We start from the raw sequence: 18,763 nt of genomic DNA on the forward strand, positions 1-18,763 counted from the left end.
TCAAGTAACGCCTCGCCGCGTGCCGCCATTGCATGTCGGTCCAGACGTCAACTTCCATCCGCCGCCATGGCGTTCGACGAACCCCAGTGAGTGAAGTTCGTACAGACGCCCGAGTGCCTCGTCCGTCGACGTCCCGGCGCTCCGGGCGATGTCGCGGCCGTCCGTGACGCCCGTGGCCGGCAGGGCGTCCAGGACCCGCGCGGCGACGGCGTCGAGGAGATCCCTGGACAGGACGGGACCCCTTCTGACCGGGGCGAGGTCACCGATCTCCCCCACCAGTTCGACGATTTCGGCGGCGTCGGTGACGAGGACGCTCTCACCGCGCAGGAGTTCATGGACCCCCGACGACAGACCGCTGGTCGCGGGGCCCGGCACGCCCATCGTGAAGCGGCCCAGGCGCTGCGCGTTCCTCGCGGTGACCAGCGAACCGCTGCGGTACTCCGCCTCGACGACCACGGTTCCCCTGGTCAGCGCGGCGATCACCCTGTTGCGGAGGATGAATCTGCTGCGGGTCGGATGGCCGGAGGGCGGCAGTTCCCCCATGATCAGGCCCTGTTCCGCGATACGCCCGATGAGCTCGGCGTGTCCGCGCGGGTAGGCCACGTCCACCCCGCAGGCCAGTACGGCCATGGTCGCCCCGCCCGCGGCGAGCGCTCCCCGGTGGGCGGCGCCGTCCACGCCGAACGCCGCACCGGAGACGACCACCCAGCCCAGCTCGGCCAGCCCCGCGCCGAGGGTCGCCGCCATGTGCGCCCCGTAGGGCGTGCAGGCCCGGGCGCCGACGACGGCCACGGAGCGCAGCGCCCACAGGCGCAGGTCGCATCCACCCCGCACCCAGAGCCCGATGGGACGCGCGTCCCCCAGGTCGTCGAGCTGGCTCGGCCACTCCCGGTCGCCCGGGCAGACGAAGCGTCCTCCGATCGCGGCCACGTCCGCGAGGTCCTTGCGGGGATCGACGTCGGACGCCCGTAAGCGGTAGCCCCCGAGCCGGGTCTCCGTCATCCCCGCGAGCGCCTGCGCCGATCCGTCCGTGGCGGTGAGGCGCCGTATCAGCTCGACGGCCCCGACCTCGCGGAGCCAGCGCCCGCCCCGCTCGTCCCCGGGCTCGAAGACCCGGGTCAGGGCGGCGCGCGCCAGCCGCTCCCGCTCGCCGGTGGCCGAAGGGCCGGTCACGACGCACCGGCCCGCATCGGCACCCCGCGCTGGATACCGGTGCGCAGTTCCAGGGCCACCGCGATGTCCGAGGCGTCCGGGCGGTCGGCGCCCCTCAGGTCGGCGACGGTCCAGGCCACCCGCAGGACGCGGTCCAGCCCACGGGCCGTGAGGATGCCGCGCTCCATGTCCCGCTCGGCGGCCATGAGCGCACCGGGCGCCGCGACCAGCCTCGTGCGCAGCTCGTGGCCCGGCACCTCGCTGTTCGTCGCCCACGGAGTGCCCGCGAGCCTCGCCCCGGCTCGCTCCCTGGCTTCCGCCACCCGGGCGGCGACGACGGCGGAGGACTCCCCCCGCCCGCCGCTCCCCATCAGGTCCGCCCTGCCGACCGGCTCGACCTCGACGCGCAGATCGACGCGGTCGAGCAGCGGGCCCGACAGCCGTGACTGGTAGCGGCGCACCAGGGACGGCGGGCACTCGCAGCCCGCGCCCGCCAGCGTGTGCCTGCCACAGGGACAGGGATTCGCGGCCAGGACCATCAGGAAGCGAGCGGGCAGCCGCACGACCCCCGCCGCGCGCGCGACCACGACGTGTCCGGATTCCAGGGGCTGACGCAGCGCGTCGAGGGCCCGCCCGGAGAACTCGGGCGCCTCGTCGAGGAAGAGCACCCCCCGGTGTGCCAGGGACACCGCGCCCGGCCTCGGCAGGCCGTTCCCCCCGCCCACGAGCGACTGCATCGTCGCCGAGTGGTGCGGTGCGCAGTACGGCGCCCTGGCGATCAGCGGCTCGCCGGGCGGGAGGATGCCCGCGACCGAGTGCACGGCGGTCACTTCGAGGGATTCCTGCCGGGTCAGCGGCGGCAGGATCGCCGTGAGCCGCTCGGCCAGCATCGTCTTCCCGGCGCCGGGCGGCCCGGACAGCAGGAGGTGGTGCCCGCCCGCCGCGGCCACCTCCAGGGCCTTGCGCGCCCGGCCCTGGCCCGCGACGTCCGCCAGATCGGGAGGATGCGACGCGCCTCCGGCCGTGTGCGGGGCCAGGCCGGTGCCGATGCCCGCTCCCGGCACCATCAGGCCGCTCAGCATCGTGTCGGGCCGGCCGCGGTCGGCGGCGGGCTCGTCGGGCACGGGTTCGTCGCCGAGCACGGCGATCAGCTGGCGCAGGCTCCGCACGCCCAGGACGGAGACGCCCGGGACCAGGGCGGCCTCCCCCGCCGTCTGCTCGGGCACGACGACCTGGCGGTACCCCGCCTCCGCCGCCGCGAGCACGGCGGGCAGCACCCCGCGCACCGGGCGCACCCGGCCGTCCAGTCCGAGCTCGCCGATCATCACCACGTCGGCGATGGCCGCGGGGTCGATCCGCTCCGCGGCACCGAGCACGGCGCACGCCACGGCGAGGTCGAAGCCCGAGCCGCCCTTGGGCACGGACGCGGGCGACAGGCCCACGGTGAGTTTCTTCTGCGGCCACTCGGCACCGGAGTTGACGACCGCCGCCCTCACCCGGTCCCGGCTCTCCACCAGGCTCTTGTCCGGGAGGCCGACGAGCGCGAACGCCGCGACGCCCGGTTCCAGATCGGCCTGGACCTCCACCACCACACCCTCGACGCCGACCAGCGCCACCGAACACGCCCGCGCGAACCCCATCAGGCCACGCCCCGCACGTGTTCGGCGACCGGAGCGCCCCGCCTCGGCAGGATCACACCCACCAGATCGATCCGGACCCCGCCCGGCGGAGGACCGCCGTGCCGGGAGAGCCAGATCTCCGCGAGCCTGCGCAGACGGTCCGCCTTGGCCGGTGTGACCGCCTCCATCGGATGCTCGAAGAAGCCCGCCCTGCGGGCCTTCACCTCACAGACGACCACCGCGTCGCCGTCCTTGGCGACAATGTCGATCTCTCCGGCGCGACAGCGCCAGTTGCGCTCCAGGACGGTCATTCCGGCCTCGGTCAGCAGCCGCGCCGCAAGATCCTCGCCGTACCGCCCGAGTGCCCCCCGTGCGTTCATGTCGGCACCACCTCCGGCGCCAACTCTGACCCCGTCCGCCGGAACGTGTGGATCTTGGTGGACAACTCCGGCGATGTGAATATCCCGGCCACTCGTACGAGTGAGAAGTCGCGGATACGAGGGAGCCGGGAGACGGGTCGTGCTCGGGGGGACCAGTGGCGCACCGGAACACGGGTGGCGCGCCCGGAAACGGATGGCGGGCCACGAGACAGGTGGCGGACCGGTAGCAGGCGACAAACCCGTAAGCGGGCGGCGAACCCGAAAGCGGGCGGTGCGCCGGAACACGGCCGGTGAACCGGAAGGCAAGGGCAGGCCGGAGCCGTACCCCACGACCGCCGGAGCCGTACCCCACGACCGGAAGACGGGTGGTGGGGCTCCACCTCATGGAGCGAGGGAGCCGGAGACAAGCAGCGACCAGGGAGACCGATGGTCGACCGGGTCGCGGCGAGCCCTCGTACGGGGCCCCTGGATCAGCCCCCGGGCAGTTCGAGGTCGCTCTTGTTGAGCTCCTCGATGTTCACGTCCTTGAATGTCAGTACGCGGACCTGCTTGACGAAGCGTGCGGGCCTGTACATGTCCCAGACCCAGGCGTCCGCCATGGAAACCTCGAAAAAGACCTCACCCTGGACCGAGTGCACCTGCATCTCGTAATCGTTGGTGAGGTAGAAGCGCCGTTCGGTCTCGATCACATATTTGAACAGACCGACGACATCGCGGTACTCCCGGTAGAGCTTCAGCTCCATCTCGGTCTCGTACTTCTCGAGGTCCTCGGCGCTCATGGCATGTTCCCCTTCAGCCGTGCGTCCCCCTATTGTGCGTCAGCCCTGCGCGACCCTGGCCGATTACACGATTTCGGGGGCGAGAACGAGCGGAACAAGCGGGGGACCCTCGTCGAGCAGCGTGCGCAGCAGCCCGGCGAGCTTGGTCGGATACACCGTCTCACGCGTGGCGAGAAGTTCGGCGGACGTCCACCACCTCAGACCGGCGACGCTGCGAAGCTCCAGCTCGGTCATGCCTTTCCGGTCCGTGGCGGTCTGCGACGTGCGCGCGAGGAAATACCACTCGTCCTGGTCCCAGCGACGGCCGTCGAAGGGGAAGGAGCAGGTCCTCGTCCACAGCAGCGGGCCGAGGGAGACGTCCCTGATTCCCGTCTCCTCCGCCAGCTCGCGCAGCGCCGCCTCTTCCCTGGTCTCGTCGCCCTCCAGACCACCGCCCGGGGTGAACCACCAGGTCTCGGCCGGATCGCCGGGCTCGAAGCCGTGCAGCAGAAGGATCCGGTCGTCGGGGTCCAGCAGCACCACGCGGGCGACCTTGCGCGTCTCAGTGAGCACCGGTGGACACCCCCTGCCGTCCGGGCCGGCGGGCGGACCGCCGGGCCGCGAGCGTGCCGTAGGCCGCTCCTCCCAGTATGAGGACCGCGCCCACCACGAGGCCGGTGAGCTGGAGCCGCAGCGGGCCGCTGGACGACACCCCGCCGGGCAGTGCGGCGAAGGCGCGGGGCCTCTCGATCATGCCGTTCAAGGGCCATGCCACCGCGTCCACCCGTGCCTGGACGGCACTGCGCGGCACCGAACCCTGCCCCGGGTCCTGCAGATGGACGCGGGAGTCCATGGAGGTGTTGCGCTCGTCCCCGAGGAGGAAGAGCTGCCCCTCGGGCACCTCGGCCGTGAAGTTCTGGGGGGAGGCGGGGGCCTTCGCGTCGGGGCCGCCAAGCGAGGAGGCGCCTTCCGCACGCAGATACGCTTCGTCGACGGGCTCGCCGTCGACGGTGAGCCGGCCGTCCTTGTCGCAGCAGGCCACCTTGTCACCGCCCACGCCGACCACGCGCTTGACCATGGGCACATCACCCCAGGTCGAGTCGGTGAAGACGACCACGTCACCCCGGCGCACCTCGTCGCCGGCTATCCGCTCGGCGAGCACCCGGTCCCCCGCGTTCACCGTCGGGCTCATCGACTCGGTCGGCACGGTGTACGGCTTGTACACCACCGCTCCCCAGGCGAAGCCGCCGAGGAAGAGCACACAGCCGACGGCCACGGCCAGGTTCGACACCACAGTGCCGAGCCGGCCGCGGCCGTCATCCGTACGTCCTGTTCCACTCATCCCAGCGCTCCCCCATCGGAGATCGACAATCGCTGATCCGAGTCGGCACCCTACCCGGCGGTACGCCCGTGGGTCAGCCTGCGGCGACGCCAGAACACGAGGGGCAGCGCCCCGGCTACACCGAGTGCTCCGGGCACTGCGGCAGCGGCGGCAGCGTTCAGGCCGGGCTGGTCGAACGTGCTCGGCACCGGCAGGGTCGCCCAGCGGTTGACGGGCCAGGCGATGACGACGGCGCGTCCGACGACCTCGTCCGTGGACACCGTGCCCTGACCGGGCAGCTCCTGGTGGTAACGCGAGTCCAGGGAGTTCTGGCGGTGGTCGCCCATCACCCAGATCCTGCCCTCGGGCACATGGATCGGCCCGAACGGCTCGTCGTCGCAGGCGCTGTTGCCCTCGAAGATGAAGGACTTGTCGTCCAGGGCCTTGCCGTTGACCGTGACCGGCCCGTTCTTCTTGCACTCGACGGTGTCACCGCCGACCGCGATGACCCGCTTGATCAGGTCCTTCTCCTCGGCCGACGGCATCAGCCCGATGAAGCTCAGGAACTTCTGCACCGCGTTCGGCTCAGGCGTCGCGGTGTCCTCCAGCCAGCCGCCCGGGTCGTGGAAGACCACGACCTCCCCGCGCTCCGGCTCCGAGCCGAACCACGGGGTGAGCTTGTCGACCAGCACCCGGTCACCACGCTGCAGTGTGTTCTGCATGGAGTCCGAGGGGATCGAGAACGCCTGCACCAGGAACGTCTTGATCAGCAACGCGAGAATGAGCGCGATACCGATGAGGAGAGGCAGTTCCTTCCAGAACGAGCGCGGCTTCTTCACCGCCGTACTTCCCCCGCCCGTGGAATCGCCGTCACTCCCCGCCTCCGCCGGGACCCCGTCACCCGTCGGCCGGTCCTCGGGTTCGTCGTGTCCGGATCGTGCGCCGACCGCCAAATCCCCCACATCCACTCCTCACTCCGTGCCACCGCCCACGCCCGATTCGGCGCAGGCCCACCACTCCCATAACGAGCGGGAGTTCCGCAGGGGTCGGGAGCAGGACCATTCCGTTGCGATCCTGGGAGGACACACTATTCGACGGGCCCGGCGCGGCTGTCGTCCCGGCGCGCCCCTCAGGGACCGACGCGTACGTCCCGGGCTCCTCCAGCCTGCGCCAGTGGGCGAAGGGCCAGGCGATCACGACGGCCCGCCCGACGACCTCGTCCTCCGAGACCGTGCCCTTACCCGGTTTGTCGAGATGGAAGCGCGAGTCCGCGGAATTCGACCGGTGGTCGCCCATGACGAAGATGCGGCCCTCGGGAACCTTTACCTCGAATTTGAGAGTGGACGGCACATCGCCGGGGTTCAGATAGGGCTCGTCGAGGGCGACGCCGTTGACCGTGAGCCTCCCGTCGGCGCCGCAGCACGTGACGGTGTCACCCCCGACGGCCACCACACGCTTGATCAGGTCCTGCTCGTCGGCCGAGGGCAGCAGCCCGATGAAGGTCAGCAGTTCCTTGACCTGTTTGACGCCTGCGGGCGGGTCCTCGGGCTCCGCGTTCTCCTGCTGGAGCCAGCCGCCCGGGTCCTTGAAGACCACCACGTCGCCGCGCTGCGGCTTCGACCCGAACCACGGGGTCAGCTTGTCCACCAGGACGCGGTCACCGATCCGGATGGTCTGTTCCATCGATCCGGAGGGGATCACGAAGGCCTGGACCAGGAAGGTCTTGAGCACCAGGGCGATGACCAGGGCCACGAGGACGAGGAGGGGTATCTCCTTGATCGCGGACCTGCGCCTGCGGCGCCTGACCTTGCGGGCCAGCTTGCGGCGCTCCGCCCGCGTGGGCAGTGAACGGCCTGTGGTGGGCCTGGACCCGGTGGGCAGGGGCGGGTCCGTGTCCGGCGCTCCCCGTCCGCGCCCCCGGTTACCCATGGTCCGGGCCCGCCGGCCGTATGCCCGCGAACGCGTCGGTCCCCTCCAGGGAACCGAGCCTGCCGAGCGGCCAGCCGAGCCAGTCCACCCGTCCTGTCACCCGGTCGACGGGGACCATGCCGCCCCCCGGCTGCCCCAGGTGGTCCCGGGAGTCCCGGGACCTGCTGCGGTGGTCCCCCATCATCCACAGCGTGCCCGGGGGTACCACGATGTCGAAGGCGACGCCGGACGGACGGTCGCCGGGGTGCAGGTACTCCTCGTCCACCGGAGCACCGTTCACCTCGAGCCTCCCCCGCTGGTCGCAGCAGACCACCCGGTCACCCCCCACGCCCACCACCCGCTTCACGAAGTCGGTCCCGGCGGGCTCGACCAGCCCGAGGGACGCGGCCGCCCCGCGCACGAACGCGCCGAGGGCGTTGCCCCCGGGCGTCTCCCGCACGAAGGAACCGGTGCCGTCGAAGACCACCACGTCGCCGCGCTGCGGCTCCGAGCCGAAACGGTACGCCAGCTTGTTGACGAGGACCCGGTCCCCGACCCTCAGCGTGGGCTCCATCGAGCCACTCGGGATGAGGAAGGGCTGCAGCACGAAGGCGCTGAAGAGCAGCAGGGCCGTCGTGCAGAGCATGCCCAGGAAGACGGTGCGTCCCCAGGACATCGACGTGACCCGGGAGTCCGTGACATGCGTGAAGCGCGACCCCTCCTCCGGCCCGTCCGTGGGGCTGGAGGAGCGATCGCGCTCCATGTGCTGTGCTTCCGTGTCCATCGGGGCCGAATCCTATCCGGCCGCGCTGTGGACGCCGGAGGGGAATCAGCGGTCGCGCTTCTCCTTGATCTTCGCGGCCTTGCCGCGCAGCTCACGGAGGAAGTACAGCTTGGCGCGACGGACGTCACCGCGGGTGACGAGCTCGATCTTCTCGAAGATCGGGCTGTGCACCGGGAAGGTGCGCTCGACGCCGACGCTGAAGGAGACCTTGCGGACCGTGAAGGTCTCGCTGACGCCCGAGCCCTGGCGGCGGATGACGATGCCCTTGAACTGCTGGATACGGGAGCGGTTGCCCTCGATCACGCGCACGTGGACGTTGACCGTGTCACCGGGGCGGAACGCCGGGAGGTCGGTACGGAGCGAGGCGGCGTTGACGCCATCGAGCAGGGAAGCCATGTTGTCTGCTTTCTTCGCCGATGCCACAGGTCATCGACGGGAGAGTGGGAAGTTCGGATGCTGATCACATCGGGCGGGCGTCTTTCCCCCTGTGGCAGGGGCGCGCGCCGGACGTACAGCGGGCCTATTCTTCCACGGCCTCGGGCCTGCGCCAAAATCGTCCGCCGGGCTCCGGGGACCAGCCGAGGATGGAGAGGATCTCGCGGTCCTTCTTGTCGAAGCCGGACGCCTCGCAACGCTCGATGAGATCGGGCCTGTTGAGCGCCGTACGGCGGAACGCCTCGTCCCTCCGCCAGCGGGCGATCCGGCCGTGGTGGCCGCTGAGCAGCACGTCGGGGATGCCCCGTCCGCGCCACTCGGGCGGCTTCGTGTAGACCGGCCCTTCGAGCAGGTCGGCCATGGCTCCCGGGGCGAAGGAGTCGTCGCGGTGCGACTCGGCGTTGCCCAGCACTCCGGGCAGCAGCCGGGCCACCGCCTCCGTGATCACGAGGACGGCCGCTTCCCCGCCGGCCAGGACGTAGTCGCCGATGGACACCTCCACGACCGGCAACCGGGTCGTGTACTCGTCCATCACCCGGCGGTCGATGCCCTCGTAACGGGCCGGGGTGAACACCAGCCACGGCCGCGCGGAGAGCTCCACGGCCAGCTCCTGGGTGAAGGGCCGGCCGCTCGGGGTGGGCACCACGAGCACCGGGGAGTGCGCTCCGGCCTCGTAACCGTCCGCGAGCACCTCGTCCAGCGCCTCGCCCCACGGCTCGGTCTTCATGACCATGCCGGGCCCGCCCCCGTAGGGGGTGTCGTCCACCGTGTTGTGCCGGTCGTGGGTCCACTGCCGCAGGTCGTGGACCCGTACGTCGAGGCTGCCACGGGCGCGCGCCTTGCCGACGAGCGAGACGTTCAGCGGTTCCAGGTACTCCGGGAAGATCGTGACGACGTCGAGCCGCATCACGCGTCGCCCTTCTGCCCGTCGCGGTCGGCGCCACCCTCGGCACCGTCCTCGTCGGCGTCCCGGGTCGACGCGATCACGGCCTCGCTCTCGTCGATCAGGCCCGGCGGGGGCGTGATGACGATGCGCTGCTCCTCCAGGTCGATCTCGCTGACGATCTCCTCGACGAAGGGGACCATCACCTCGCTGCCGTCCGGCCGTTCGACGATGAACAGGTCCTGGGAGGGCAGGTGCGAGATCTCGGTGATCCGGCCGATCTCCGTGCCGTCGGCGAGGACGACGTCGAGGTCCATGAGCTGGTGGTCGTAGAACTCGTCGGGGTCCTCGGGCAGTTCCTCGGGATCGACCTCGGCGATCAGCAGCGTGTTGCGCAGCGCCTCCGCGGCCGTGCGGTCGCGCACGCCCTCGAACCGCAGCAGCAACCTGCCGCTGTGCACCCGGCCGGTCTCGATCGTCAGCGGTCCCACCTGGGCGGGCTCCGTGGCCAGCACGGCCCCGGGCCCGAGCCGGAGCTCGGGCTCGTCGGTGCGCACCTCGACGGTGACCTCGCCCTTGATGCCGTGGGCGCGACCGATCCGCGCCACTACCAACTGCACGCTACTTCTCCCGATGATCTCTGACTGAGGAGGCGGTCATGTACGGACGACAAAGGCCGGGGACGGCTCGAAAGCCCTCCCCGGCCCCGGCCGGTGTTCAACTCTTTCAGCGAACCTGGTCCACGTCGACGAGGTCGACACGGATTCCACGTCCGCCGATGGCACCCACGACGGTACGCAGAGCGCGCGCGGTGCGGCCGTTACGGCCGATCACCTTGCCGAGGTCGTCCGGGTGGACCCGGACCTCCAGGACGCGCCCACGGCGCAGGTCACGCGAGGCGACCTGCACATCGTCGGGGTTGTCGACGATGCCCTTCACGAGGTGCTCAAGAGCCTCCTCGAGCATGCTCAGGCCTCGGTCGACTCGGTGGACGCAGCGTCAGCCGCCTCGTCCGCCTTCTTGTCCGACTTCTTGGCCTTCTGGGTGATGGCCTCACCCTTGGCCTCGTCGCCGTCCGTGGCCAGGGCCTCGAACAGGGCGCGCTTGTCAGCCTTGGGCTCCGGCTGCAGCAGCGGCGCGGGGGCCGGGAGGCCCTTGTGGGCCTGCCAGTCACCGGTGAGCTTCAGGATCGCGAGAACCGGCTCGGTCGGCTGGGCGCCGACGGACAGCCAGTACTGCGCGCGCTCCGAGTTGACCTCGATGCGGGAGGGGTTCTGCACCGGGTGGTACAGGCCGATCTCCTCGATGGCCCGGCCGTCACGGCGGGTACGGGAGTCGGCGACGACGATGCGGTAGTGAGGCGAACGGATCTTGCCCAGACGCTTCAGCTTGATCTTGACTGCCACGGAAGTGGTGTCTCCTGGTCTCTGACGTGGTTGGGCACAAAAGATGCCACGTGGGGTTGCGGTACTCGGGTGCCCGATGGACGCGTCAGCCGGAGGAGAGAGGGGTCCTGTGCGACTGTCGAGTACAGCTGACCATTGTGCCACACCGCGTCGGGTCACCCCACCGCGACCGCCGCTTCCGGGATACGGAACGGCTTTCCGCACCCGCCGCAGACGATCGGCGCCTGGGCGAGGACCGACGGGACGACGCGGACGTTGCGCCCGCAGTCACAGACGGCCTTGACCCGCACCCCTCCCCCGGACGAGCCGTGCCGCGCCGCGGGACCGCGGAACGAGCGCTTGGTGTCGGCGGCGGTGGCGACGGTGTGCGCCTTCAGCGCACGCTGCAGCCGTTCCGTCGTCGGGCGGTATCTGCGTTTGGCCTCGGGATTCAGCGTCACCAACGAGAATCCGCTGCTGGGGTGGGGCTCCTCGGCATGGTCGAGGCCCAGCTCCTCGGCGATCGCGAGGAAGCGTCGGTTGTGGTAGCGGCCGGCCCGGGAGGTGTCCCGGACACCTCGCGCGGCGGCGATGCCGTGGACTGCCTCATGGAGCAGCCGTTCGAAGGAGAGCTCGGCGCCACATGCGGACGACGACTCTCCGATCAGGGACTCTGGCGCGGCAAGATCGGGCAGCTCGGGGTGGTACCGCTGAATGTCGGCCCACGCCTGTGCCAGCTCTGCGGCAAGTACAGGTGGTGTCGTGCTCACGTCGTGACAACGAGCCTGAGTGCTCCGGTGTTCCTATTCCGGGGCATCCCAAATAATTTGCACGTACCAGCCAGTTGCCCTTGATGCGTCCGGACGAGGGCGGGTGCGCAGATCAGCGGAGAAGACTCACAGCTCGCACCAAGGTGGTACGTAGCAACGCGTACGCACGGGCACCCACAGGGCACGCGCGGGCGACATTACCCGGCACGGAGCGGCAGGCGCACGCCGGTCGCGGGGCGGGGGGAGAGCGCTCGACGTGCTGCGCCCGGCGTGTCGGGTAAGACTGTGGGGAAGCGAGCGGCAGGCGTGCCGCCGCCGGCGCCCGCCCGCCATGCACGGCGCCGGGGGCGCACGACCGGAGCACGTGAGTCACTGCCATCCCACCCCGTCCGACCCCTGGACGGGACCGCCGATGCGGAGTTCTCTGGCATACGGGGGCTGTGGGCACGCATGCACAGCACATAGACATGGGGGACCTCACTCGGGCACGACCGACCTCACGGCGGATTGGGGCGCATTCCATGACACCTACGCTCGTCCGGCACCACAGGTACGCGGATTCGTCCGCCTCGGTGGACGCCGGTACCCGCGCCCGTGACTGGGCCGAGATCCAGGAGCGCATGCTGGCACCGCTCTACGAGGCGGTGTACGAGCGCCTCGAAGTCGGGGCCGGAACACGGATGCTCTCCCTCGGCTGCGGTTCCGGGCTGGCGCTGCTGATCGCGGCCTCGCGCGGGGCGCGCGTCACCGGCGTCGACAGCGACCGTGAACGTCTGGCGCTGGCGCGCGAGCGCCTCGCGCCCGGCGAGGGGCCGGACACGGGCCTCGGCAGCCCGGCTCCGCGGGCCAGGCTCGTCGAGGGCGTGTCCGCCGCCAGGCCGGAGGGCGCGCCGTACAACCTCCTGACGGCCTTCCAGCCGATCGGCTGCGCCGCCGGTGACTCCGAGGGGCTCGCGCCCGCGCTGGCCTCCGCCGTGCCGCTGGCCGTGCGGGGTGCCACGGTGGTGCTGGCCGGCTGGGGGCCGCCTGAGCGGTGCGCCACGGCCCCCGTCCTCCAGGTGGCGGCGCGGCTGACCGGGTCGTCGCCTGCCCCGCGCCCCGTGAGCGGGTGGCGCCCGGCCCTGCGGGACGATCTGGAGGAGGTCGCGGCGCGGGCCGGGCTGAAGCCGGACGGCTCCGGCCGGGTGTCCTGCCCGTTCGGCTACGCGGATGTGGACAGCGCGGTGCGCGGACTGCTGTCGACCGGGCTGTTCGACGCGGCGATACGGGCGACCGACCGCTCCCAGGTGGAGAAGGAGGTCGCGGAGGCTCTGCATCCGCATCTGCGGCCCGACGGCACGGTGTGGATGCCGAACGTCTTCCGCTACCTGGTGTGCGTGGCGTAACCGCCGGACCGGGAACAGGAAAGGGGCGGCCCGCCGGGCGGGCCGCCCCTTCCTCCGTGTCCTGGGCGGGTCAGCCCATGAACTTCTTGAACTCGTCCGGGAGTTCGAAGTTCTTGTCCTCCTGGGCGGGCAGCCCGAACGCGCCGCCCTGCGCGGCCTGCTCGCGCCGGGCCGCCGCGGCCTGCTCCTCGGCCTTGCGCTTCATCGGGTTGCCGCTCTTGCGCTTGCCCTTGGCCTGCTTGACCTGCTTCTTCTGCCGGCCGGCGCCGCCACCCATGCCCGGCATGCCCGGCATCCCGGGCATGCCACCGCCCTGAGCCATCTTCGACATCATCTTGCGGGCCTCGAAGAACCGCTCCACCAGGTTCTTCACGGCGGAGACCTCGACACCGGAACCCTTGGCGATACGGGCCCTGCGCGAGCCGTTGATGATCGTCGGCTCGGCGCGTTCCTTCGGGGTCATCGACTTGATGATCGCGGCCGTACGGTCGACGTCGCGCTCGTCGATGTTGTTGATCTGGTCCTTGATCTGCCCCATGCCGGGCAGCATCCCGAGCAGCTTGGAGATGGAGCCCATCTTCCTGACCTGCTCCATCTGCGCCAGGAAGTCGTCGAGCGTGAAGTCCTTGCCCTTGCTCGACGCCAGCTTGGAGGCCATCTTGGCGGCCTCTTCCTGGCTGAAGGTCTTCTCCGCCTGCTCGATCAGGGTGAGGAGGTCACCCATGTCGAGGATGCGGGAGGCCATGCGGTCCGGGTGGAAGGCGTCGAAGTCCTCGAGCTTCTCGCCGTTCGACGCGAACATGATCTGCTTGCCCGTGACATGGGCGATCGACAGGGCGGCACCACCGCGGGCGTCACCGTCGAGCTTGGAGAGCACCACGCCGTCGAAGCCCACACCGTCGCGGAAGGCCTCCGCGGTGTTGACCGCGTCCTGGCCGATCATCGCGTCGACGACGAAGAGGATCTCGTCCGGGCTGACGGCGTCGCGGATGTCCGCGGCCTGGCGCATCAGCTCCTCGTCGATGCCGAGGCGGCCGGCGGTGTCGACGATGACGATGTCGTGGACCTTGGCCTTGGCGAACTCGATGGAGTCCTTGGCGACCTGGACCGGGTCGCCCACGCCGTTGCCCGGCTCCGGGGCGTAGACCGCGACGCCGGCGCGCTCGGCGACGACGCTCAGCTGGTTGACGGCGTTGGGGCGCTGGAGGTCACAGGCGACGAGCAGCGGGGAGTGGCCCTGGCTCTTGAGCCAGAGGCCGAGCTTTCCGGCCAGGGTGGTCTTACCGGCACCCTGGAGACCCGCGAGCATGATCACGGTGGGCGGGTTCTTGGCGAACCTGAGGCGCCGGGTCTCGCCGCCGAGGATGCCGACGAGCTCCTCGTTGACGATCTTGACGACCTGCTGGGCCGGGTTCAGCGCCTGGGAGACCTCGACGCCGCGCGCCCGCTCCTTGACGTTGGCGATGAACGCGCGGACGACGGGGAGGGCGACATCCGCCTCGAGCAGGGCGATACGGATCTCGCGAGCCGTGGCGTCGATGTCCGCCTCGGACAAGCGGCCCTTGCCCCTGAGGTTTTTGAAAGTCGCGCTAAGGCGGTCGGAGAGAGTATCGAACACGGCGCTCGTCGGTCCTCAGGGTCGGGGGCGGGGCAGGTCAGTCGCCCTCCAGGGTATCCGGACCCCGGGGAACGCAAAGCCCTCGCCCGTTTCTCGTGACGAACGGGGCCGGGGCCGGGGTTCAGCCCAGCTCCTTCTCCACCTCCCCGGCCACCTCCGCGGCCCGCTGCGGAGGCAGCGGTTCGCCGTCCGTACCGGTGACGTAGAAGGCGTCGACGGCGTTCGCTCCGAGCGTGGAGACGTGGGCGCTCCGTACCCGTACCGCGCTCTGTTCGAGCGCCCGGCCGATCCGGTGCAGCAGTCCGGGGGCGTCCTGGGCGCGGACCTCGATCACGGTGGCCAGGCGGGAGCCGGCCGCCGCGACGGTCACCCGGGGCGGGGGCGCCTTCATTCCGCGCCGCCGCGGATAGGCGGCCTCGCGTTCCGCGAGGCGGGCCGGGATGTCCAGGGACCCGTCCAGGGCGCGTACGAGGTCGGCGCGGAGCCTGGCGGCCTGCGGGAGCGAGCCGTACTCGGCGGCCACCCGCCAGCTGAGCACCAGCAGGTCGGCCGTCTCGCCCAGTTCGGTCGGGAGCTCGACGGCGCGCAGATCGGCGGCGCGGACGGTCAGGCGGTGCAGGGCCAGGACGCCGGCCGCCGCCGGCAGCACCCCGGGGCGGTCGGGCAGCGCGATGAGCAGTTCGACGCCGACGGGCTCCGGCTCCCCGTCCTCGGCCACCGGTTCGGGCCGGGTGTGCAGGGCCAGGACCGGCTCTCCGGTGCGCAGGGCCTCGACGGCGAGGCGTTCCTGCTCGGCGCTGGGCGCGAGAGGTTCCGGCTCGGCGGGTTCCTCCCCCGCCAGCAGGGCCGCCACGCGCTTGACCAGGTCGGCGACCAGGGACGCGCGCCAGGAACTCCAGGCGGCGGGGCCGGTGGCCAGGGCGTCGGCCTCGGTGAGGGCGTGCAGCAGCTCCAGCGTGGACGCGCTGCGCACGGCGGTGGCGACGGCGCGCACGGTCGCGGGGTCGTCGAGGTCGCGCCGGGTGGCGGTCTCGACGAGCAGCAGGTGGTGGCGTACGAGCGTGGCGACGACGGCCACGTCCTGCTTGTCGAAGCCGATCCGGGCGGCCATGTCGCGGGCGATGACCTCACCCGCCACCGAGTGGTCCCCGGGCCAGCCCTTGCCGATGTCGTGGAGCAGGGCGGCGATCAGGAGGAGGTCCGGGCGCCCCACGCGGCGGGTGAGCGAGGAGGCGCGCACGGCCGTCTCGACGAGGTGGCGGTCGACGGTCCAGGTGTGGACGGGGTTGCGCTGGGGGCGGCAGTGGACCCGCTCCCAGTCGGGCAGCAGGCGCGTGATGATGCCTTCGGCCTCCAGGGCCTCCCACACACCGACGGTGGATTCGCCGGCGCCGAGCAGGGTGACGAGCTCCTCGCGGGCCTCGGGGGGCCACGGCACGGGGAGCGGCTGGACCGCGGTCCGGAGGTGGCGTACGAGATGGCGGGAGAGCGGGAGCCCGGCCTCGGCCGCCGCCGCGGCGGCTCTGAGGGTGAGCACCGGGTCGCGTTCGGGGCGCGCGGTGCGCGCGAGGACGACCTCGCCGTCCGCCTCGACGACGCCCTCGGCCAGCGGCGTGCGGTCCGGGGCGGTCTTCGCTCCGCCGCCGAGGATCGACCGGAGCCGGGGCCGTGCGGAGCGGGCGCGCAGGACGCGGTTGACCTCGCGCCAGGTGACGTCGGTGGCGTACGAGACGGTCCGGGCGGCTTCGTAGACCTGGCGCAGCAGGGCGTCGGAGTCGAGGAGGCCGAGGGACCGGGCGACCTGGTCCTGTTCCTGGAGGGCCAGCCGGTCGGTGGCCCGGCCGGTGGTCAGGTGGAGGGCGTCACGGGCGTCGAGGAGGGTACGGCGGGCCTCGGCGAGCCCCTCGCGGGGGGCGTCGGCCACCCAGGAGGCGGCCACGGCGCGCAGGGCGGTGGCGTCGCGCAGGCCGCCGCGGGCCTCCTTGAGGTCGGGTTCCAGGAGGAACTGGAGCTCGCCCATGCGTTCGGCACGCTCGCGGCAGAGTTCGTCCAGGGCGGGGAGCCGCTTGGGCGCCTGGTTGCGCCAGTCGGCGAGGACGGCGGTGCGTAGTCCGGCGACGAGGCCGAGGTCACCGGCGACCGGGCGCGCGTCGAGCAGCCCGAGCTGGACCTTGAGGTCCTCGCCCGCGGTCTTCCGCGCTTCGGCGGGGGTGCGTACGGAGTGGTCGAGGGCGAGGCCGAGGTCCCAGACGGGGTACCAGATGCGGTCCGCGAGGGTGGCGACGGCCGCGGCGTCGGCGCTGCCGTCGTGCAGGAGCAGGAGGTCGAGGTCGCTGCGCGGGGAGAGCTCGCCGCGGCCGTAGCCGCCGACGGCGACGAGGGCGGCGCCGCGCACGCCCGCCGCCTCGGCCGCCGCGTCGAACAGCGCGGTGAGCCAGTCGTCGGTGAGCCGCGCCAGGGCGGCACGGCGCGGCGGCCCGGACCGCGCCTCCTCCTGGAGGAGGCGCAGCCGGGCCGCCGCATAGCCGCTGGGTCCGGAGTCCTCTGCTTCGGTCGTCACTTCGGTGCTCGTCACCCAGCTGCCTTTCCGTTCACAGGAACCGTCGGTCAGAGTGCGTCCGGGCCGCGCTCGCCGGTCCGTACGCGGATCGCGGTGTCGACCGGAACGCTCCAGACCTTGCCGTCACCGATCTTGCCCGTGCGGGCCGCCTTGACGACCACGTCGATGAGCTGCTCCGCGTCCTCGTCCTCGACGAGCACCTCGATGCGGATCTTCGGTACGAGGTCCACGGTGTACTCGGCACCACGGTAGACCTCGGTGTGCCCGCGCTGACGCCCGTAGCCGCTCGCTTCCGTGACCGTGAGGCCCTGGACTCCGAAGGCCTGCAGGGCCTCCTTGATCTCGTCCAGCCTGTGCGGCTTCACGACTGCGGTGATGAGCTTCATGCGTCCACCTTCTTGTTCGTCGGGGCTGCCGTGGTGCCGGGCGCCGGAGGAGTGGTGCGGGCGGTGGAGCCGCCGCCGGCGCCGCTGAAGTCGTACGCGGTCTCGGCGTGCTCGACCTGGTCGATGCCGGAGACCTCGTCGTCCTCGCTGACCCGCATCCCGATCGTCCGGTCGAGGACGAAGGCGAGGACGGCGGAGACGACCAGGGAGTAGGCGAGGACCGCGAAGACGCCGACGGCCTGCTTGCCGAGCTGGTCGAGCCCGCCGCCGTAGAAGAGGCCCTTGGCGTCGGACTGCACACCGCCGGTGGCGAAGAAGCCGACGAGGAGGGAGCCGAGGACACCGCCGACGAGGTGGACGCCCACGACGTCGAGGGAGTCGTCGTAGCCGAACTTGTACTTGAGGCCGACCGCCATGGCGCAGACCACACCGGCGATGAGACCGACCGCGATGGCGCCCAGCGGGCTGATCGCACCACCCGCGGGGGTGATGGCGACGAGGCCGGCGACGGCGCCGGACGCGGCACCCAGCGTGGTGAAGGAGCCGTGGCGGATCTTCTCGTAGGCGAGCCAGCCGAGGACCGCCGCACCCGTGGCGACCTGCGTGTTGACGAACATGACCGCGCCGACGCCGTCGTCGTTGCCGAGCCACGAGCCCGCGTTGAATCCGAACCAGCCGAACCACAGGAGGGCGGCACCGAGCATGACGAGCGGCAGGCTGTGCGGCCGCATCGGATCCTTCTTGAAGCCGACCCGCTTGCCGATGACGAGGATCACACCGAGGGCGGCGGCACCGGCGTTGATGTGGACCGCGGTACCACCGGCGAAGTCGATGACCCCGAGCTCGAAGAGCCAGCCGCCGGCACCCCAGACCCAGTGCGCGACCGGGAAGTAGACGACGGTGACCCACAGGGTGATGAACAGGGCCCAGGAGGTGAACTTGACCCGGTCGGCGAGGGCGCCGCTGATCAGGGCCGGGGTGAGGATCGCGAACATCAGCTGGAAGACGGCGAAGACGTACACCGGGATGGTGTAGCCGTCCCAGAGCTCGGTGACGCCGATACCGCTGAGGCCGACGAAGTCCGAGCTCCAGCCGATGACCGAGCCGACGTCGGCGCCGAAGGCGAGGCTGAATCCGTAGAGCACCCACAGGACCGTGACGATCCCGAGGCTGATGAAGCTCATCATCAGCATGTTCAGGGTGCTCTTGACGCGGACCATGCCTCCGTAGAAGAAGGCCAGACCCGGGGTCATGAGCATCACCAGCGCGGAGCAGATGAGCATGAACCCTGTGTTGGCGGCAGACAGCTGCGGAGTGTCTGCGGCAAGCGTCGTGATGCCTGGGGGCATCGGCGTCTCCTCGTCGTCGGTGCGGCCACGTGCGGGGGTGCGGGACCACGGTGAAAAGGTGCGGGCCGGT

General features: G+C 71.3%; 20 protein-coding genes. 1 reads left to right on the top strand and 19 read right to left on the bottom strand.

The genetic code is table 11. The annotated features are described in order from the left end of the window. The 15 genes from dprA to ACFY8O_RS00535 form a co-directional block, all read right to left on the bottom strand. Entirely contained in the window at window positions 1-1,173 is a 1,173-nt protein-coding gene (gene dprA / locus ACFY8O_RS00465) for a DNA-processing protein DprA (RefSeq protein ID WP_387897443.1), read from the bottom strand. After that, window positions 1,170-2,792: a YifB family Mg chelatase-like AAA ATPase gene (locus tag ACFY8O_RS00470; RefSeq protein WP_387897446.1), complete on the bottom strand. Its 1,623-nt coding sequence runs from the start codon at window positions 2,790-2,792 to the stop codon at window positions 1,170-1,172. The genes dprA and ACFY8O_RS00470 overlap by 4 nt, the downstream gene beginning before the upstream one ends. After that, entirely contained in the window at window positions 2,792-3,151 is a 360-nt protein-coding gene (locus ACFY8O_RS00475; RefSeq protein WP_145810815.1) for a YraN family protein, read from the bottom strand. Before ACFY8O_RS00475 ends, ACFY8O_RS00470 begins: the two co-directional genes overlap by 1 nt. 470 nt (window positions 3,152-3,621) lie before the next feature. After that, entirely contained in the window at window positions 3,622-3,930 is a 309-nt protein-coding gene (locus ACFY8O_RS00480; RefSeq protein WP_003965949.1) for a DUF2469 domain-containing protein, read from the bottom strand. A gap of 63 nt (window positions 3,931-3,993) precedes the next feature. Next, a complete protein-coding gene (locus tag ACFY8O_RS00485; protein ID WP_145810817.1) occupies window positions 3,994-4,482 on the bottom strand; it encodes an NUDIX hydrolase in 489 nt (162 codons plus the stop codon). Then, window positions 4,472-5,251, bottom strand: coding sequence for a signal peptidase I (gene lepB / locus ACFY8O_RS00490; RefSeq protein WP_387897449.1), 780 nt, complete (start codon window positions 5,249-5,251; stop codon window positions 4,472-4,474). Before lepB (ACFY8O_RS00490) ends, ACFY8O_RS00485 begins: the two co-directional genes overlap by 11 nt. Before the next feature lie 50 nt (window positions 5,252-5,301). Continuing rightward, window positions 5,302-6,183 carry a signal peptidase I gene (gene lepB / locus ACFY8O_RS00495; RefSeq protein WP_387899489.1) on the bottom strand — a complete coding sequence of 294 codons (882 nt, stop codon included), beginning with the start codon at window positions 6,181-6,183 and terminating at the stop codon, window positions 5,302-5,304. Beyond that, window positions 6,128-7,159 carry a signal peptidase I gene (lepB, locus tag ACFY8O_RS00500; RefSeq protein ID WP_145810821.1) on the bottom strand — a complete coding sequence of 344 codons (1,032 nt, stop codon included), beginning with the start codon at window positions 7,157-7,159 and terminating at the stop codon, window positions 6,128-6,130. Before lepB (ACFY8O_RS00500) ends, lepB (ACFY8O_RS00495) begins: the two co-directional genes overlap by 56 nt. After that, entirely contained in the window at window positions 7,152-7,922 is a 771-nt protein-coding gene (gene lepB / locus ACFY8O_RS00505; protein WP_387897452.1) for a signal peptidase I, read from the bottom strand. Before lepB (ACFY8O_RS00505) ends, lepB (ACFY8O_RS00500) begins: the two co-directional genes overlap by 8 nt. Before the next feature lie 45 nt (window positions 7,923-7,967). Further along, window positions 7,968-8,318: a 50S ribosomal protein L19 gene (rplS, locus tag ACFY8O_RS00510; RefSeq protein WP_014048592.1), complete on the bottom strand. Its 351-nt coding sequence runs from the start codon at window positions 8,316-8,318 to the stop codon at window positions 7,968-7,970. A gap of 124 nt (window positions 8,319-8,442) precedes the next feature. Continuing rightward, on the bottom strand, window positions 8,443-9,264 hold the full coding sequence (gene trmD, locus ACFY8O_RS00515) for a tRNA (guanosine(37)-N1)-methyltransferase TrmD (protein WP_387899492.1): 822 nt from the start codon (window positions 9,262-9,264) through the stop codon (window positions 8,443-8,445). Next, entirely contained in the window at window positions 9,264-9,860 is a 597-nt protein-coding gene (rimM, locus tag ACFY8O_RS00520; RefSeq protein ID WP_387897457.1) for a ribosome maturation factor RimM, read from the bottom strand. Before rimM ends, trmD begins: the two co-directional genes overlap by 1 nt. A 106-nt stretch (window positions 9,861-9,966) precedes the next feature. After that, the gene (locus ACFY8O_RS00525) at window positions 9,967-10,206 is read right to left on the bottom strand and encodes an RNA-binding protein (protein WP_014153811.1); all 240 of its coding nucleotides are present in this window, start codon (window positions 10,204-10,206) and stop codon (window positions 9,967-9,969) included. Between the two features lie 2 nt (window positions 10,207-10,208). Further along, window positions 10,209-10,646: a 30S ribosomal protein S16 gene (gene rpsP / locus ACFY8O_RS00530; protein WP_145810827.1), complete on the bottom strand. Its 438-nt coding sequence runs from the start codon at window positions 10,644-10,646 to the stop codon at window positions 10,209-10,211. A gap of 155 nt (window positions 10,647-10,801) precedes the next feature. Continuing rightward, on the bottom strand, window positions 10,802-11,395 hold the full coding sequence (locus ACFY8O_RS00535; RefSeq protein ID WP_003965961.1) for a hypothetical protein: 594 nt from the start codon (window positions 11,393-11,395) through the stop codon (window positions 10,802-10,804). Window positions 11,396-11,916: 521 nt separating this feature from the next. Here ACFY8O_RS00535 and ACFY8O_RS00540 point away from each other — a divergent pair. Next, on the top strand, window positions 11,917-12,780 hold the full coding sequence (locus ACFY8O_RS00540; RefSeq protein WP_387897460.1) for a methyltransferase domain-containing protein: 864 nt from the start codon (window positions 11,917-11,919) through the stop codon (window positions 12,778-12,780). A 70-nt stretch (window positions 12,781-12,850) separates the two neighbouring features. Here the strand turns inward: ACFY8O_RS00540 and ffh are convergent, their stop codons facing one another. From ffh to ACFY8O_RS00560, 4 genes are all read right to left on the bottom strand, one after another. Then, window positions 12,851-14,398, bottom strand: a complete 1,548-nt coding sequence (gene ffh / locus ACFY8O_RS00545) for a signal recognition particle protein (protein ID WP_145810831.1) — start codon at window positions 14,396-14,398, stop codon at window positions 12,851-12,853. Between the two features lie 121 nt (window positions 14,399-14,519). Beyond that, window positions 14,520-16,973, bottom strand: coding sequence for a [protein-PII] uridylyltransferase (locus ACFY8O_RS00550; protein WP_387897464.1), 2,454 nt, complete (start codon window positions 16,971-16,973; stop codon window positions 14,520-14,522). 32 nt (window positions 16,974-17,005) lie between these two features. Further along, entirely contained in the window at window positions 17,006-17,344 is a 339-nt protein-coding gene (locus ACFY8O_RS00555) for a P-II family nitrogen regulator (protein ID WP_033304048.1), read from the bottom strand. Continuing rightward, entirely contained in the window at window positions 17,341-18,693 is a 1,353-nt protein-coding gene (locus tag ACFY8O_RS00560) for an ammonium transporter (protein ID WP_145810835.1), read from the bottom strand. Before ACFY8O_RS00560 ends, ACFY8O_RS00555 begins: the two co-directional genes overlap by 4 nt. Window positions 18,694-18,763: the final 70 nt, after the last annotated feature.

Source organism: Streptomyces argenteolus, from assembly GCF_042902585.1.
In the GTDB taxonomy this organism is placed as follows: domain Bacteria; phylum Actinomycetota; class Actinomycetes; order Streptomycetales; family Streptomycetaceae; genus Streptomyces; species Streptomyces argenteolus.